General features: G+C 60.5%; 16 protein-coding genes. 8 read left to right on the top strand and 8 right to left on the bottom strand.

Features of this window, described 5'->3' with window-relative positions; genetic code table 11:
- Nucleotides 1–59: 59 nt before the first annotated feature.
- The 3 genes from ARCT_RS0116305 (at nt 60) to ARCT_RS0116315 (ending at nt 3163) form a co-directional block, all read left to right on the top strand.
- On the top strand, nt 60–767 hold the full coding sequence (locus ARCT_RS0116305; protein WP_027241019.1) for a glutathione S-transferase family protein: 708 nt from the start codon (nt 60–62) through the stop codon (nt 765–767).
- Nucleotides 767–2140, top strand: coding sequence for an L-serine ammonia-lyase (locus tag ARCT_RS0116310; protein ID WP_027241020.1), 1374 nt, complete (start codon nt 767–769; stop codon nt 2138–2140). The genes ARCT_RS0116305 and ARCT_RS0116310 overlap by 1 nt, the downstream gene beginning before the upstream one ends.
- A gap of 72 nt (nt 2141–2212) precedes the next feature.
- Nucleotides 2213–3163 (top strand): DMT family transporter, encoded by a 951-nt coding sequence (locus tag ARCT_RS0116315; protein ID WP_027241021.1) that lies wholly within the window; start codon nt 2213–2215, stop codon nt 3161–3163.
- On the opposite strand, the gene ARCT_RS0116320 is transcribed toward ARCT_RS0116315, so the two are convergent.
- Entirely contained in the window at nt 3144–3800 is a 657-nt protein-coding gene (locus tag ARCT_RS0116320) for a thiamine diphosphokinase (protein WP_027241022.1), read from the bottom strand. The two genes, ARCT_RS0116315 and ARCT_RS0116320, sit on opposite strands and share 20 nt — an antisense overlap.
- Nucleotides 3801–3939: 139 nt before the next feature.
- On the opposite strand from ARCT_RS0116320, the gene ARCT_RS0116325 reads away from it, so the two are divergent.
- Nucleotides 3940–6294 carry a hypothetical protein gene (locus ARCT_RS0116325; protein ID WP_027241023.1) on the top strand — a complete coding sequence of 785 codons (2355 nt, stop codon included), beginning with the start codon at nt 3940–3942 and terminating at the stop codon, nt 6292–6294.
- A gap of 115 nt (nt 6295–6409) precedes the next feature.
- Here the strand turns inward: ARCT_RS0116325 and ARCT_RS0116330 are convergent, their stop codons facing one another.
- From ARCT_RS0116330 to nthA, 5 genes are all read right to left on the bottom strand, one after another.
- A complete protein-coding gene (locus ARCT_RS0116330; protein WP_027241024.1) occupies nt 6410–6646 on the bottom strand; it encodes a DUF2842 domain-containing protein in 237 nt (78 codons plus the stop codon).
- Nucleotides 6646–7959, bottom strand: a complete 1314-nt coding sequence (locus ARCT_RS0116335) for an adenylosuccinate synthase (RefSeq protein ID WP_027241025.1) — start codon at nt 7957–7959, stop codon at nt 6646–6648. Before ARCT_RS0116335 ends, ARCT_RS0116330 begins: the two co-directional genes overlap by 1 nt.
- Before the next feature lie 140 nt (nt 7960–8099).
- The gene (locus ARCT_RS0116340) at nt 8100–8432 is read right to left on the bottom strand and encodes a nitrile hydratase accessory protein (protein ID WP_027241026.1); all 333 of its coding nucleotides are present in this window, start codon (nt 8430–8432) and stop codon (nt 8100–8102) included.
- Nucleotides 8429–9124 carry a nitrile hydratase subunit beta gene (gene nthB, locus ARCT_RS0116345; RefSeq protein ID WP_027241027.1) on the bottom strand — a complete coding sequence of 232 codons (696 nt, stop codon included), beginning with the start codon at nt 9122–9124 and terminating at the stop codon, nt 8429–8431. Before nthB ends, ARCT_RS0116340 begins: the two co-directional genes overlap by 4 nt.
- Nucleotides 9121–9768, bottom strand: coding sequence for a nitrile hydratase subunit alpha (gene nthA, locus ARCT_RS26380; protein ID WP_036785988.1), 648 nt, complete (start codon nt 9766–9768; stop codon nt 9121–9123). Before nthA ends, nthB begins: the two co-directional genes overlap by 4 nt.
- Nucleotides 9769–9963: 195 nt before the next feature.
- Between nthA and secG the strand changes: the two genes are divergently transcribed.
- From secG to ARCT_RS0116365, 3 genes are all read left to right on the top strand, one after another.
- Nucleotides 9964–10335: a preprotein translocase subunit SecG gene (gene secG / locus ARCT_RS0116355; protein ID WP_027241028.1), complete on the top strand. Its 372-nt coding sequence runs from the start codon at nt 9964–9966 to the stop codon at nt 10333–10335.
- Between the two features lie 165 nt (nt 10336–10500).
- Nucleotides 10501–12144, top strand: a complete 1644-nt coding sequence (locus tag ARCT_RS0116360; RefSeq protein ID WP_027241029.1) for a CTP synthase — start codon at nt 10501–10503, stop codon at nt 12142–12144.
- A 205-nt stretch (nt 12145–12349) separates the two neighbouring features.
- Nucleotides 12350–13246 carry a fructose bisphosphate aldolase gene (locus tag ARCT_RS0116365; protein WP_027241030.1) on the top strand — a complete coding sequence of 299 codons (897 nt, stop codon included), beginning with the start codon at nt 12350–12352 and terminating at the stop codon, nt 13244–13246.
- Nucleotides 13247–13481: 235 nt separating this feature from the next.
- On the opposite strand, the gene ARCT_RS0116370 is transcribed toward ARCT_RS0116365, so the two are convergent.
- Nucleotides 13482–14375 (bottom strand): LysR substrate-binding domain-containing protein, encoded by an 894-nt coding sequence (locus ARCT_RS0116370; protein ID WP_027241031.1) that lies wholly within the window; start codon nt 14373–14375, stop codon nt 13482–13484.
- Between the two features lie 110 nt (nt 14376–14485).
- Here ARCT_RS0116370 and ARCT_RS0116375 point away from each other — a divergent pair, with 110 nt between their 5' ends.
- Nucleotides 14486–15490 (top strand): NAD(P)-dependent oxidoreductase, encoded by a 1005-nt coding sequence (locus ARCT_RS0116375; protein WP_154665382.1) that lies wholly within the window; start codon nt 14486–14488, stop codon nt 15488–15490.
- Nucleotides 15491–15634: 144 nt separating this feature from the next.
- Here ARCT_RS0116375 and ARCT_RS0116380 read toward each other — a convergent pair whose 3' ends face one another.
- Nucleotides 15635–16420 carry a crotonase/enoyl-CoA hydratase family protein gene (locus tag ARCT_RS0116380; protein ID WP_027241033.1) on the bottom strand — a complete coding sequence of 262 codons (786 nt, stop codon included), beginning with the start codon at nt 16418–16420 and terminating at the stop codon, nt 15635–15637.
- Between the last annotated feature and the right edge of the window lie 106 nt (nt 16421–16526).

Genomic DNA, 16526 nt, shown 5'->3' on the forward strand with positions numbered 1-16526 from the left:
CTATTGGAAACGCCGGAATCGGGCGCTATTTGCATTTCAGCGAGATTTAGAAAGTCCCCATGACAGATCCATACCGCCTCCATTACGCCCCCGACAACGCCTCGCTGGTGATCCGGCTGGTGCTTGAGGAGCTTGGCCTGCCCTATGTGACCAGCCTGGTGGATCGCCGAGCCGGGGCGCAGGAGAGCGCCGCCTACCGGGCGATCAATCCCAATGGGCTGATCCCTGTTCTGGAAACACCCGATGGGGCGATTTTTGAGACCGCAGCGATCCTGTTGTGGCTTGCGGATCGCCACGGCCAGCTTGCCCCCGCCCCCAGCAGCCCAGAGCGCGCCGGTTTCCTCAAATGGCTGTTCTTTGCTTCCAACACCCTGCATGCGGATCTCAGGATATCGTTCTATCCAGAGAAATACATAGGCGCCGAGCCACAGGATCAGGCAGCTCTGACGCGCAGCATCCAGCAGCGTCTTGCCGTGCATCTTCGCCATCTCGACGATCTGGCCGCCACCAAACCCAGTTGGTTTGGCAATAGGGAGCCATCGGTGCTGGACTATTATCTCGGCTGCATGATGCGCTGGATGGCGCTGTACCCTGCCCAAAGCGATCGCAGCTGGTACCGTCTGACAGACTACCCCCATCTGCTTCAGCTTTTGAAGCAGCTGGAACACCGCCCCGCCACCCAGATCGCGCAACAGGCCGAAGGGCTTGGCGACACGCCCTTTACCCAGCCAATTCTCGCAAATCCCCCAGAAGGATCCGCCACCTGATGTTCCTCTCCGTTTTTGACATGTTCAAAGTGGGCATTGGCCCCTCTTCTTCGCATACCATGGGCCCGATGGTCGCGGCGGCGCGATTTCTCGATATGATGCGCGCCTCACCCTTTGAGTTCCACGGGCTGCGCGCCTCGCTGCATGGCTCGCTGGCCTTTACCGGTGTCGGCCATGCCACCGACCGCGCCACCATTCTGGGGCTGGGCGGCTTTGTGCCTGATACCTATGATGACGAAAAAGCCGAGGCCTTTTTGGCGGAGCTGGCCAAGACCCATTCGCTGCAGCCCGAGGGTCTGCCGCCGCTGCATTTCAATCCCAAAAGCGATATGGTCTTTGACTATGACCACGCGCTGGAAGGCCACGCCAATGGCATGATTCTGATGGCCACGGATGCCCAGGGCGATGTGATCCTGCGGCAGGTGTTTTATTCCATCGGCGGCGGCTTTGTCGTCACCGAAGAAGAACTGGCCCAGGGCAAGGACACCGACGAGGGCGCCCCGGTTCCCTATCCGTTCAAATCCGCCAATGAGATGCTGGCCATGGCCAAATCCAGCGGCAAGAGCATTGCCCAGATGAAGCGGGCCAATGAATTGGCCCGTGGTTGCCCTGAAAGCCTGTCCAAAGGCACCGCACGGATCTGGCAGGTGATGAACGACTGCATCAATCGCGGGTTGGAGCGCGACGGCATCCTGCCCGGCGGCCTGTTTGTGCGCCGCCGCGCCAAGGCCATCCATGACAGCCTGCAGGCGGAACGTGGCATGAACCAGAGCCCGCCCCATACCATCAACGACTGGATGAGCGTCTATGCCATGGCGGTGAACGAGGAAAACGCTGCTGGTGGTCAGGTTGTCACCGCGCCCACCAATGGCGCGGCCGGCACCCTGCCTGCGGTGATCCGCTACTATCTCGATCATGTGCCCGGTGCGTCAGAATCGCATGTAGAGGATTTCCTGCTGACCGCTGCCGCCATTGCCGGGTTGGTGAAATTCAACGCCTCTATCTCTGGTGCCGAAGCCGGTTGCCAGGCCGAGGTCGGCTCGGCAGCGGCGATGTCGGCCGCGGGTCTCTGTGCGGTGATGGGCGGCACCCCCGAACAGGTGGAAAACGCCGCCGAAATTGCGCTGGAACATCACCTTGGCATGACCTGCGACCCGGTCAAGGGCCTGGTGCAGGTGCCCTGCATCGAGCGCAACGGGCTGGCAGCGATCAAGGCGGTCTCGGCTGCCTCGCTGGCCCTGCGCGGTGACGGGCAGCATTTTGTGCCGCTGGATGCCTGTATCGAAACCATGCGTCAGACCGGCGCCGACATGCATGAGAAATACAAAGAGACCTCGCTTGGCGGGCTGGCCGTCAACGTGCCAAACTGCTGACACCAGTGTATTCTCCCCTTGCGTAAGCAACCAGAGCTTGAACCTTTCTGGCGCCGCCCCTAGCGTGGCGCCATGACACAAAGCACCTCTCATGATCGGCCGTTGCTTGGCATCTCCCTGATGCTGGGCTTCTGCATTCTTATCCCGCTGGGCGACGCCATTGCCAAACTGCTGGCAGAAAGCGTGCCAGTTGGGCAGATCGTCTTTGTGCGCTTTGCCTCCCAGGCACTGATTCTGCTGCCTGTCTCGATCCTGTTGGGGCAAAGCCTGCGCCTGTCGCGCCGCCTGCTGCCGCCGGTACTGCTGCGCACCCTGCTGCAGATGGCCGGGATCACCGCCATGTTCAACGCCCTGCGCTACCTGCCGCTGGCGGATGCGGTGGCGATTGCTTTTGTGATGCCCTTTATCATGTTGCTGCTGGGCAAATACGTGTTGGGCGAAGAGGTTGGCTTTCGCCGCCTTGCCGCCTGTGTTGTTGGCTTCCTTGGCACGCTATTGGTGATCCAGCCCAGCTTTGCCGTGGTTGGGCTCAATGCGCTGTGGCCGCTGGCAGTGGCGCTGATCTTTGCCCTGTTCATGCTGGTCACCCGCAAAATAGCCAAAGAGACCTCGCCGATCCCACTGCAGGCGCTGTCCGGCCTCATTGCCTCGGCGCTGATGCTGCCGCTGTTCTGGCTGGGGGACCACTGGGAGATCGCCACGCTCAGTCCCGTCCTGCCATCACAAGACAGCTGGACCCTGCTGGCCCTGGCCGGAGGGCTGGGCACCCTGGCGCATCTGTTGATGACCTGGAGCCTGCGCTACGCCCCTGCCTCGACGCTGGCCTCGATGCAGTATCTGGAGATTCCAATCGCCACCATTGTGGGCTGGATGATCTTTAATGAGCTGCCCAATACCCTGGCCAGCCTTGGTATTGGCCTCACCGTGGCGGCCGGGCTTTATACGATCCTGCGCGAACATAGCGTCGCAAAAGGCGCCGCCCGCGCCAAATCCGAAACCACAGCTACAAAAGCGCCCGTATAAGCGCTGGCAGATGGTGGCGTGGTACCAGCCCCAACAGCCCCGGCCCGTCAGAACTGAGTGTCACCGGGCCAAGCGCCCGGTTTGAGGTGCCGATCTGCCCGCCCGGGCGCATCACCAGCCCCTCAAGCGGCCACTCCAACCCAGTGGACTGCGCGCGCACCTCGCGCAGGGGAAACAGTGATACGGTCTCGCCCGCCAGCAAGGGCAGCGAGATCCGGGCAGGCAGGTGAAAAATCACCTCATGCGCGCCCAAGAGAAGACATGGCGGGCCAATGTCCTGCACCAGCGCGTTGAGAACCGCCAGTTGATGATCCACCCTGCCACCAAGAAACCCAACTGCAACAACCAAGGGCGCCCGGATTGCCCGCAGGGCTTTTTCAAAATCCGTGCTGTCCTGCTCGGCCACGCGAAACAGCCGGTCCGGTGGAATCTGTGCCAAGGTTTGTGGTGAAATCGAATCAAAATCTCCGATCACGGCGCTTGGCAGCTGGTTCAAAGCCAGCGCATGGCAGGCCCCCCCGTCCGCAGCGACCAAACAACCGGTTAAGGAAAGCGCCCAATTCAGGTCGCCCTCCCCCAGGTCACCACCACCGACCAGCGCGACTGGCCTCGTTTCGTCTACAATCAGCTTGTTCATGCCGAGATTATTCGCAGATCTAGAAACCAGCCACAATCTAAACACAAAATGATACGATCAATTGCACGGATTCGAGCAGAATTTGACGAGCTAGCCCATATTGTAAATTGCAATTACTTTGGCGAGGACGAGCAAACCGATGGTACACAATAACAAAGTTCTGACGGTTTCCTATGGAACCTTCTCTTGCACCCTGGAAGGGTTTGAAGATTCCTTTGGCACGATGAAGGCCATTGCCGAGTATTTCCGCGACCTGGCATCGGATGACCGCTACTTTGGCGCCGAACCTCCGCAGCCCGACGCCGAGATGCTGGCCCGCATTGCCCAGCGCGAGGTAGCGCGTCAGGTTGAGGCCCGCACCAGCAGCGATGGCATTCACCTGCGCACGACCGCCGCCCCCAGAGAGGCCCCATCGCAGCCCGCGATTGCCCCCTCCCCAGCGGCGCCAACCGCGACCACCGCAGAGCCTGATCAGGAAGCTGCGACAGAGACAGACCGCCCCGTGCGTCTGGCTCAGGACACCGTCGATGTTGCCCCCAGCGAAGTTGACCTGTTTGAAGAAGTTGACCTGTTTGAAGAGGACGACACCCAGCCCGAGGCCCTTGGCGAAGCCAACACCCCCGCGTTGGAGGACACAACCCCCCAGGAGCCAGCACCGCGCGCTGAACCTCAAGCTGAACCAGAAGAAAAGCCACAGGCCAGCCCGGCTGCCTCGGTTGATCTGGCGACCATTGCGGCCATTTCCGCAGCCGTTTCCGAGGCGCCAGCCGCCGAAGAGTCCACCGTGGAAGACACCGCCGCAGTTGAGGCGGAAGGCAGGGTAGAATTCTTTGAAGAGGAGGCGCCCGCAGCCCCCCTGATCTCCTCGCGTAGCAATGACACCGTTCCAGCCGTTGATAGCATCGCGGCCAAGCTACAACGCATTCGCGCCGTGGTTTCCCAAACCCCGGAAGAGGAATTCTCTGAGGACGAACACGCCGAGGCCTTTGTCGAAACCGCCCGTGCGGAACTGGTGCAGGTTGAAGAGGAAGACCTGGAAGATATCGACGCCGAAAGCGATGAAATTTCGCGGGTTCTGGATCGTCTTGATCTGACCGGGAAGCGCGCCACAGCAGCACCTGCGGCGCAGGAAAAAGGCGACGCAGCGGACCCCCAAACATCTGCGGCCTCCAGCGAGGCGCTGATTGCCTCGGTGTTGCAGGAGCCAGCCAGTGATCAAGCACCGGCCCCCGCCCCTGCAGAAACCAAGGACGCGGAAGAGGCCTCTCAGAGCCGCAAACACGGGACCATACGCCTGAGCCGTCGCAAAGCTCCCGAACAGGCGCCCCTCGGCGCCGCAGAGGACACTCCCGCAGCAGAGGCCCGCCTGCAGCAAGGCACCACCGCAGCGGAAGACAAAACAGCGACGGCAAGCCCGGCAGAAAACCCAGCGCAAACCGCTCCCGAGACCGCAAAACCGCTGCGCGCCCGCATCATCAAGGTAAAGCGGGCGGATCTGGAAAAAGCGATGGCTTCTGGCAACCTGGAAGAGGTCACCGAAACATCAACAGACGAGACGCCAACAGACGAAACGCAGGAGATCACCTCTTCGGTTGAAAGCTCGCTGGACGCGGATGAAGAGGCTGATCTGCTGCGCGAACTTGCAGAGGTCGAAGCTGAGCTGCTTGCCAGTAATCAGGATGCAGAGCTGTCCTCTGATGAGCACGCGGAAACCGAGGCTTCCGGGCCCCAGGATACTCCTCAGCACGCGCCGCAAGACGCGCCCGAGCAAACCGCTGCCCCATCGCGTGAGACTGCCAGCGCTCAGACTACCCTGTCCCCGGATAGCGATGTTACCCGCCTGATGGAGGCCGCCGAAAGCAAACTCGGAGACCCCGACAATGCCACCTCGCGGGAGACCTACAGCCATCTGCGCGCCGCCGTGGCCGCCGCCGAGGCAGATCGCTCGGCTGGCGGTAACAGCGTAAAAATGGATGAGGCAGAACCCTACCGTGAGGATCTCGCCAGTGTGGTACGCCCCCGTCGCCCAGGTACTGGTGGCATCGCCAAGGCACCGCGCCCCCGTGGCGCGAGCAGCCGTCCTGCGCCGCTGAAACTGGTAGCAGAACAACGCATTGACCCAGAGGTGAAATCCCCGGCCGCACCAGTGCGCCCACGTCGCATTTCTATGGCTGTCGAAGACACGCCTCCTGCTCAGGCCCAAGCCTTTGGCAGCTTTATCGACTATGCGCAGGATCTGGGCGCCACCGAGCTGCACGAGTTGCTGGAGGCCGCCGCCTCCTACCTCAGCTTTGTCGAAGGGCGCGATCAGTTTTCGCGGCCCCAGTTGATGAACACGGTGCGCAGTGTTGGACATGGTGACTTCAACCGCGAAAACGGGCTGCGCTCCATTGGCCAGTTGCTGCGGGAGGGCAAGATCGAGCGCTCCGACAATGGCCAGTTCACCGCCACCGATGATATTGGCTTTCGCCCCCGCAAACGCGCTGCAGGCTAGCCGCAGGCCACTATGATCCGCCCCTGAGGGGCGACCAGTTACTGCTGCCGTCACATAGAAAAGGCCCGACCGGAATATTTTCCGATCGGGCCTTATTTTTGGCTAAACGCCCGCGCTACTTGTCTTCGGCATCGGGGTCTTCCTTGCCGACGCCCCGAAAGACAAACTTGAAGGGCAGCACCCAAAGCACCCCCAACACCGCGTAGATCAACAGCTCTACCAGGATTGATGGGCGCTCAAACAGGCTCACCACGTTGACCGCAGCGATGATATAGAGCGGCATGCCGACCAGAAGGATGATCAGCGCCCAGCGGCGACGCGCTTTGTAGCTGAGGCCCGGTTTATCCGACATCAGTCAGCAAAGGGGTCAGTCACCAGAATGGTGTCTTCCCGCTCCGGGCTGGTGGAAAGCAATGCCACCGGGCAGTCGATCAGCTCTTCCACGCGTTTGACATATTTGATGGCATTGGCAGGCAGATCGTTCCAGCTGCGCGCGCCCTCAGTCGACTCGGACCAGCCGGGCATTTCCTCATAGACCGGGGTGCAGCGCGCCTGCTGATCGGCGGCGGTGGGCAGATAGTCCAGACGGGTCCCATCCAGATCATAGCCGACACAGATCTTCAGGGTTTCAAACCCATCCAGCACGTCCAGCTTGGTCAGGGAGATCCCGGTGATACCGGAGGTGGCGCAGGTCTGGCGCACCAGGCAGGCATCAAACCAGCCGCAGCGACGCTGACGGCCCGTGGTGGTGCCAAATTCATGGCCACGTGTCCCCAGACGCTCACCATCGGCGTCAGGCTTGCCATTGGCATCCAGCAGTTCGGTGGGGAACGGGCCTTCACCTACGCGGGTGGTATAGGCTTTGACGATCCCAAGCACATAATCAATCGAGCCTGGACCGATACCCACACCGGTGGCGGCCTGGCCTGCGATCACATTTGACGAGGTGACAAAGGGATAGGTGCCAAAATCAATGTCCAGCAACGCACCCTGGGCGCCTTCAAACAGGATCCGTTTGCCGGCTTTGCGCTTTTCGTTCAGCACTTTCCACACGGGGGCGGCAAATTTCAGAATCGCAGGCGCAACCTCGCGCAGCTGGGCAATCAGCGCATCGCGGTCAACCGGCTCAAAGCCCAGACCTTTGCGCAGCGGATCATGGTGCTGCAAGGCGCGATCAACGCGAGCTTCCAAGGTGGCGTCATCGGCCAGATCGGCAACCCGGATGGCACGACGGCCAACCTTGTCTTCGTAGGCGGGGCCGATGCCGCGACCGGTGGTGCCGATCTTGGTGCCCTTGGAGGCCGCCTCTTCGCGGGCGCGGTCCAGCTCACCGTGGATAGGCAGAATCAGCGGTGTGTTCTCTGCGATCATCAGGGTCTCGGGGTTGATATCAACGCCCTGCGCCTGCACCGTTTCGATCTCTTTCAGCAGGTGCCATGGGTCCAGAACCACGCCATTGCCGATCACGCTCAGCTTGCCACCACGGACAACGCCCGAGGGCAACGCGTGCAGCTTGTAGACTTTGCCGTCAATGACCAGCGTATGGCCGGCATTGTGACCGCCCTGAAAACGCGCAATCACATCGGCACGTTCGCTGAGCCAGTCAACGATCTTGCCTTTTCCTTCATCGCCCCACTGGGCGCCGACTACCACGACATTGGCCATCTCAGGTCCTTTGTATGCTGGTTAGAATGTATGCTGGTGGAAACCAGAGCCCCGTATAGCGATGCCGCGTCCGCGTGGAAACCGCTAAATCGACGCAGAAGCGTTACATTCGGGCAAGGCCTTGCAGATCAACGGGCCAATCAGCGCGCCAGATGCACTGGTTCACCGTGCGGCGTGCTCAGATAGGCCTCTTCCCAGTCGCGCCGCACCAAAGCCACCTCTTGCGGACTGGCATTGCCAGCCGCAGCAAGAATCGCCTCCAGCGTTTCCAGCCAGGCGTTAAAATAGTCAGCCCCGCCGTCCAGTTCCCGCGACAGCCCATTGCGGCGCAGGGTGGCAGAAAACTGCGCAACCCAGTCCGCCCAGCTAAACCGCCCCGCTTCATTCAATGAAACCGTGAGCGCAAAGACCTGCGCATGCCAGGGTTCCAGAAAGACCGGCTCTGGCGCCGAGTGGCTGATACAATCGCTCATGTTTGGCCCTCTGGTTCCAGCGGTTGCAGATAGCTTTGCCAGAGGTCCAGCACCACCTCATCATTGGGATGCTCTGGATGAGCCCACAGCTCTGATGCCGGAAAGGCCACCGCATATAGCGGCTCTGGCGCCTCGCCCAGCCCATGGGCATTGCTGTCCGGCAGCACATGGGCACCGTGTTGGCGCAGAATCTGACCACAGGCGCCGGCAGCGTAGTCTGGCAGACGAGTATGACCGCCATTCACCAGAGCGCTGCCACCGGGGTGGCGGGTTTTCACCCTGTCACCGGGCGCAAAGATCGGCGCGATAGCGCTGGGACGATTGGCAGGGCCGCCCTTGGCCAGAACCGCCGCCACGGCCTCCGCCTTGAGCGCCGCTGAGGCCAGCGTATGCAGCCCCTCCCCGCCCTGGCCTTTCAGATCCTCACGGGTCAGCACGCCAGTCTCGACCAGCAGATCCGCCAGCGCCGAGATCCATTTCTCATAATAGGAAAATCGGGTGTAATCCTTGGGCGACAGGCGTTCGCGAGCATGGCGCGAGACATCAATGTTCCATTTCCCCAAGGCGCCGCAGGCCAGGGTGACGGCCAGGGCACGGGCGTGCCAGTCGGTAGCAAAGATCGGCGCATCCGGGGCATCCGGCACCACGGCGCCATCACCGAATCGCCCGCCCATGTCGTGCAAACGGCTCATGTTTGATCCCCGCCGTTTTGATCCACGCCGTCGCCGGGCTTTGCTGCAAGCGCAGTGCCAATCATCGAATCACGGGACACCAGCGCGGCAAGGGCCGCCTCATCCAGATCTTCGCTGCCAGCCGGGCGCATAGGCAGCACCAGATAGCGGACCTCTGCGGTGGAATCCCAGACCCGCACCGCAGTCTCGGTGGGTAGGGTCACACCAAAATCGGCCAGAACCCCGCGCGGTTCACGCACCGCGCGGGCGCGATAGGCATCGGATTTATACCAGCCCGGCGGGATGCCCAGCAGCGGCCACGGGTAACAGCTGCACAGGGTGCAGACGACCATATTATGCCGCTCAGGCGTGTTCTCCACCACCACCATATGTTCGCCCTGGCGCCCATAATAGCCAAGCTCTGCCAGAACCGGATCCGCATCTGCCAGCAGCGCCGCCTTGAACACCGGATCACTCCAGGCGCGGGCAACAACGCGGGCGCCGTTTTGCGGCCCGATCTTGTTTTGATAGGTATCTATGATCTCATCCAGCGCCGCCGGATCAATCAGCCCCTTGCGGGTGAGAATCGTTTCCAGCGCTTTGACCCGCAAAGCAGGGTCAGACGGAAGAACGGCGTGCGGGTGGTTGGAATGATCATGAGGCATGACCACAGCCTGCCCCAGCCCCAAGGCCCGCGTCCAGTCACTTTTCCTGTGTTTACCCAGGGTTTCACCCAGCCAGCCCCCGTCTGTAGCTAGTCTGTACCAAGTCTGTACCAACAATCGAAACTGAGCCCTTGCCCCTGTCGGCATTCTTGCCTATTTACCGCCCGATAGTTTAGCCAACAGCCGCAGGAACCTATGGAAAACGTTGTTCTCATCATCCATCTTCTCTTGGCTCTTGGCCTGATTGCCGTCGTGCTGTTGCAGCGCTCCGAAGGCGGGGGCCTGGGTATGGGCAGCGGCGGTGGTGGCGGCGCCATGTCTGGCCGGTCCGCAGCGACCGCACTGGGCAAAGTGACCTGGGTCCTCGCGATCTGCTTTATCTGCACCTCAATCACCCTGACCGTATTGGCCGCCCAAAAATCCGCTGGATCTTCGGTTGCCGACGGCATCGTGCCTGCCGCGACTGAAGGTGGTGATGAGCCGGCAGCTCCTGTCGCGCCGCTGGGCAGCGATCTGTTGCCACCCGCCGAAGGTGACAATGCGCCGCTGGTTCCCAGCGCCGACTAAAATAACTACAAGACTTAGAATTCTGGTAGGGAACCGTAACAGCATCTTGCGGTTCTCTTGCGCATGTCGCGCGAATCCTATATATGTGTAGCCCCGTGGTGCAGCGGTTTTTCACGACCGCCGGGCAGCTATTTTCTGACTTCTCACGGGGGCAGCCGAACACTCATGGCGCGTTTCATCTTTATTACTGGTGGTGTGGTTTCATCGCTTGGCAAGGGCCTGGCGTCCGCCGCTCTTGGTGCTCTTTTGCAGGCGCGTGGCTATTCCGTCCGCCTGCGCAAACTGGACCCCTATCTTAACGTCGACCCCGGCACCATGAGCCCCTTTGAACATGGCGAAGTCTTTGTCACCGATGACGGTGCCGAGACCGATCTGGATCTGGGCCATTACGAACGCTTTACCGGGGTTCCCGCGCGCAAGACCGACTCGATCTCGTCGGGGCGCGTCTACACCAATGTGTTGGAAAAAGAGCGTCGGGGCGACTATCTGGGCAAGACCATTCAGGTCATCCCGCATGTGACAAACGAAATCAAAGACTTCATCTCGATTGGCGAAGATGAGGTTGATTTTATGCTCTGCGAGATCGGCGGCACCGTTGGCGACATCGAAGGCCTGCCCTTCTTTGAAGCCATTCGCCAGTTCAGCCAGGATAAAGAGCGCGGCCAGTGCCTGTTCATGCACCTCACCCTGCTGCCCTATATCAAGGCCAGCGGTGAGCTGAAGACCAAGCCAACCCAGCACTCGGTCAAGGAGCTGCGCTCGATTGGTCTGGCACCCGATATCCTGGTCTGCCGGTCTGAGGGCCCTATCCCCAAGAAAGAGCGCGAAAAACTGGCGCTGTTCTGCAACGTGCGTCCCGATGCGGTGATTGCAGCCCAGGATCTGAAATCCATCTACGAGGCCCCCCTGGCCTATCACCGCGAAGGTATGGACCAGGCGGTTCTGGATGCCTTTGGCATCTCCCCGGCGCCAAAACCAAACTTGGCGCGCTGGGAAGATGTGGCGGATCGTATCTACAATCCCGAAGGCGAAGTACGGGTGGCCATCGTCGGCAAATACACCCAGCTGGAAGATGCCTATAAATCCATCGCCGAGGCACTGACCCATGGCGGCATGTCCAACCGGGTGAAGGTCAAGATCGAATGGGTCGATGCCGAGCTGTTTGACCGCGAGGATGCCACCCCGCATTTGCAGGGCTTCCATGCGATTCTGGTTCCCGGCGGCTTTGGCGAGCGCGGTACCGAGGGCAAGATCAAAGCGGCGCAATATGCCCGCGAACATAAGGTCCCCTACCTTGGCATCTGCCTTGGCATGCAGATGGCGGTCATCGAGGCCGCCCGCAATGTCGCCGGCATTGCCGAGGCCGGATCGGAAGAATTTGACCACGAGGCCGGTAAAAAGCGGTTTGAGCCCGTTGTCTATCACCTGAAAGAATGGGTGCAGGGCAACCACAAGGTTCAGCGCAAGGCCGATGACGACAAGGGCGGCACCATGCGTCTGGGCGCCTATGACGCCACCCTGACCGAGGGCTCGCATGTGGCCAGCGTCTATGGCAGCACCCATATCGAAGAGCGCCACCGTCACCGCTATGAGGTCGACACCAAATACAAAGAGAAACTGGAAGCCTGCGGCTTGAAATTCTCTGGCATGTCGCCCGATGGCCGTTTGCCCGAAATCGTGGAATGGAGCGATCATCCCTGGTTTATCGGCGTCCAGTTCCACCCCGAGCTGAAATCCAAACCCTTTGCTCCGCATCCGCTGTTTGACGGTTTTGTGCGCGCCGCAAAAGAAGCCTCGCGTCTGGTCTGATCCGACGCTGACGTTTTGACTTTAAAAACGGGCTCCTCTTGGGGCCCGTTTTTCATTCTGTCAGGCAATTTGCCGCGGCTTTGCCCTGATGTGCACAAAACCCTATCCGTTAGCGCAAGCGCATGCAGCCACAACTTGTTTCTTGCGACAGGCACGCTATAGACAGGGCCAGATTAGAAACGATTTTTCGCGGAGAGACCGGATCATGGCGCACAAGATTAACCAGGAACAGTTTGACCGTATCGCCAATGGCGGGGGCTTTATTGCAGCACTGGATCAATCCGGCGGTTCTACCCCAAAGGCGCTTGGCCTCTATGGCGTCACCGAAGACGCCTATTCCAACGACGAAGAAATGTTTGGCGAAATTCAGAAGATGCGCGCCCGTATCATCTGCTCCCCCGATTTCAGCTCGGGTAAGATCCTGGGCGCCATCCTGTTTGAAAAGACCATGGACAATGCCATCGACGGCACCCCGGTACCGACCTATCTGTGGGAAAAATGCGGCGTTGTGCCTTTCCTGAAGGTCGACAAAGGCCTGGCTGATGATGTCGACGGCGTGCAGCTGATGAAGCCGATGCCTGACCTTGACGCGCTGCTGTCGCGTGCCGTTAAAAAAGGCATCTTTGGCACCAAGATGCGCTCGGTCGTGAAAGAGGCCAACCCACAGGGTATCAAAGCCGTGGTGGCCCAGCAGTTCGAAGTGGGCAAACAGATCGCAGCCGCTGGTCTGGTGCCAATCATCGAGCCCGAGGTCGACATCAACTCCCCCACCAAGGGCGAGGCCGAAATCTTTCTGAAAGCAGAAATCAAAGACCAGCTCGACGCGCTGCCCGAGGGCACCAAGGTCGCGCTGAAGCTGACCATTCCCAATGAAGCGGGGCTGTATGATTCGCTGGCGGATCACCCGGCCGTGGTGCGCGTTGTAGCCCTGTCCGGTGGCTACAGCACCGATGACGCCTGCGAGAAACTGGCCAAAAATGCCAAGATGATCGCCTCTTTCAGCCGCGCGCTGACCGAAGGGCTGAATGTCGCGATGTCCGACGAGGAATACAACGCGGCACTGGGGTCCAACATCGAAAAGATCTATCAGTCCTCGCTTTAAGCAGAGCCACACCGGCCACAGGTTACTGGCCCGCAGGTTTCAGGCCTACAAGTTTCTGGCCCACAGGTTTCTGGCCGCCCCACCGGGGCGGTCTTTTTCATCCGCCTTTTCCCTGTTTTCACTGTTTTCCCTGAGACACCACGGATCAACCATCAGGCGGTGACGCAGTGCATACCACCAAACCGTGCCGCGCGGCGCGGAGTGGGAAAACGACACCAGAAAATTCTGACCCGGTCTAGTCGTCAGAACGCGCAAAAATCTCTGTCAGCCAAGCTTCGAACAGCTGCACTTCGGGTCTGAGCGGCCCGCTGGCCTTGCGGCGGATCAGATAGTGGGACTGTTGAAACGGCATCTCAGGGCCGGCGATGGCAATCCCCATGCCCCGTATGATCGACAGCTTGGCAAAGCGCGCCAGCACTGTTGCATAGCCGCCGCCCCCCGCAACCAACTGCAGGGCAGAGACCGTGGTATCCACGCTAAACCGCGCATGTTCACTGGCATAGGGCAATTCATGAGCGGCAAAATAGCGGGCCCAGTGGTCCTCGTAGCCCAGAATATGGATCAAAGGCCCCTGCAGCAGCTCTGACACCAAAACTGGCTGTTCACGGCTGGCGGCACAGACCGGCACGATGGTTTCCTGCGACAGGCGCAGCGCCGTCCCGTCCTCCCAATTGCCCTGTCCCAGGCGGATTTCCACATCTGCATCCATATCGTCGCGCGGCTCTGGCGCGGTCCAGATGTTGGAAACCAGACGAATATTGATTGCGGGATGGCGCGCGGCAAATTCGGGCAGCAGATGCGCCAGCCACAGCGCCGAGGTCGAAACAGGCACCCGCACCGTCAGGGTCTGTGCCGTCTCAGCGCCAAACAGCCGCGTGGTGGCGAGCGCAATATCCCCCAGCGCCTGACGCACCGTCAGCGCATAGGCCTGGCCAACCTCGGTCAACTCCAACCGCCGCGCCTGCCGGTAAAACAGCTTGCTGCCCAACCGCGCCTCCAGCGCGCGGATATGCAGGCTGACAGCGGTCTGTGTCAGCCCCAGCTCCTGCCCGGTTTTGGTGAAGTTCAACAGCCGGGCAGCGGCCTCGAAGGTGCGCAACCAGGTCAGGTTTGAGAGGCGTTCATCCATTTATCACCAAATATTTTTGGGTATTTGAGCGAATAATTATCATTTCCCTTTTCCCACGTCGCCAGCTTTCTTTGCAGGCAGACAAGCGGACAGACAGGCAGGCAGACAAAATGCAAAAGCCCGCGCGAACTGCCGCGACACGGATCTGGGAGAACAAAATGAAAGTTGGATTTATTGGCCTGGGCAATGTGGGAGCCAAGCTCGCAGGTTCCTTGCTGCGCAATGGCATTGACCTGACGGTGCATGATCTGAACCCCGATCTGGTGGCGCAGTTTGTGGCCAGGGGCGCCAGGGCGGGTGAAACCCCAGCCCAGTTGATGCGCGATTGTGATACGGTGATCACCTGCCTGCCCTCGCCCGCCATCTCGGATGTGGTGATGCAGGAGATGCTGCCGGAAGTACGCGAGGGCAAGATCTGGATGGAGATGTCCACCACCGACGAGGCCGAGGCAAAGCGATTGGGCGCCCTGGTCATCGCGGCGGGCGGCGCGGCCGTGGATTGCCCGGTTTCTGGCGGCTGCCACCGCGCCGATACCGGCAATATCGCCATCTTTGCCGGCTGTGGGCGCGCCACCTTTGACCGTATTCTGCCCCTCCTCACCACCATGGGACGGCGCATTCTGCACACCGGAGAGCTCGGCTCTGCCTCGGTGCTGAAGGTGCTGACCAACTATCTGGCCACGGTGCATCTGGTGGCCAATGCCGAGGCCCTGGTGACCGCCAAAGCGGCCGGCATGGATCTCAACACCGCCTATGAGGCGATCAAGATCAGTTCCGGCAACTCCTTTAGCCATGTCACCGAAAGCCAGGTCATTTTGAACGGCAGCCGCGATATCTCCTTCACCATGGATCTGGTGAAAAAGGACGTGGGCCTGTTTCAGGAGATTGCCGAGCGCAACAATGTGCCCTTGGAACTCAGCCCGATGATCGTGCAGATTTTTGACGATGGCATTGCCAGATACGGCGCGCGTGAACTGTCGCCAAATATCATTCGCCGCCTCGAAGACGCCACCGGGCTGCAGATCCTGGCTCCGGGCTTCCCGCCGCAAATGACCGATAATGAGCCCGAAGAGCCCGGCTATGAGGTGATCCCACAGGGCAAGAGGCCAAGCTGAAACCAGACAAAGAAGTGGCGGTGCCAGAAGGCTGGGGTTGGGGCTGGCACCGCCGCTTTTGTCTTCATCCCAATCAAGACGGGGAGAGACGTCAAAACAGTCCGGGAGGGAGGACTGTTAAAACCGATATAAGATGATCTGGGTCTATTTAAAGACCGGAGCACGTTTTTGCATCTGGGCGGCGATCACTTCCATTTGTTCGGGCTTACCGATCAGCTTTACCTGTTCGGCACTCTCGCGCAGCAACACTTCGGCTTGCGAGGCACCGGATTCGGCAAATTCAATCATCCGTTTGGCGGCGCGCATTGCCGTTGGTCCCTTCCCCGCAATTTCTGTCGCCAGGGCCTGTGCGGCCGCAAGGGGATCATCCGAAATGGATGTCACCATCCCCCAGGCCTCAGCCTGCTGTGCAGAGATGGGTGCCGCCGTATAGGTCAGCTGACGCAGCACATCCGAGCGCACCAGTTTGGGCAACAGCGCCATGCCGCCCATATCGGGGATGAGTCCCCATTTCATCTCCATCACCGCCAGTTTGGTATCGGGAGCGGCAATCCGGATATCGGCCCCCAGCGCCAGCTGCAAACCGCCGCCATAGGTGGCACCCTGCAGGGCCGCAATCACCGGGATCTCCAGGCGGCGCCAGATCATTGACACCTCCTGCATCTCATTGGCATCGTGATGGCTGCGCTCCATCAGCCAGGCCGCTGAATCGGTCTTGCCCATCGACATGAAACTCATCAGATCCAGCCCCGCGCAGAAACTCTTGCCCTCCCCCGAGAGCACCACAACCCGCGCGTCCGAGCCCGCCACCTGCGCGCCAGCGGCCAGGATCCCCTTGACCATGGCATCATCCAGGGCATTCATCTTGTCGCCACGCGTCAGCGTGACATGGGCAATATGATCTTTGATCTCAACGGAAACCCGCGCCATTGTGGCACCTCCAGCCTGTTTCATGTGCCGACAGACTGCCCCGATTGGTCCCGGTGATCCAGCATAACGCCGGGGCAAAGCAGCCCCGGCGCCAGCCAGCTTGGCA

The organism is Pseudophaeobacter arcticus DSM 23566 (assembly GCF_000473205.1).
Classification (GTDB): Bacteria; Pseudomonadota; Alphaproteobacteria; order Rhodobacterales; family Rhodobacteraceae; genus Pseudophaeobacter; species Pseudophaeobacter arcticus.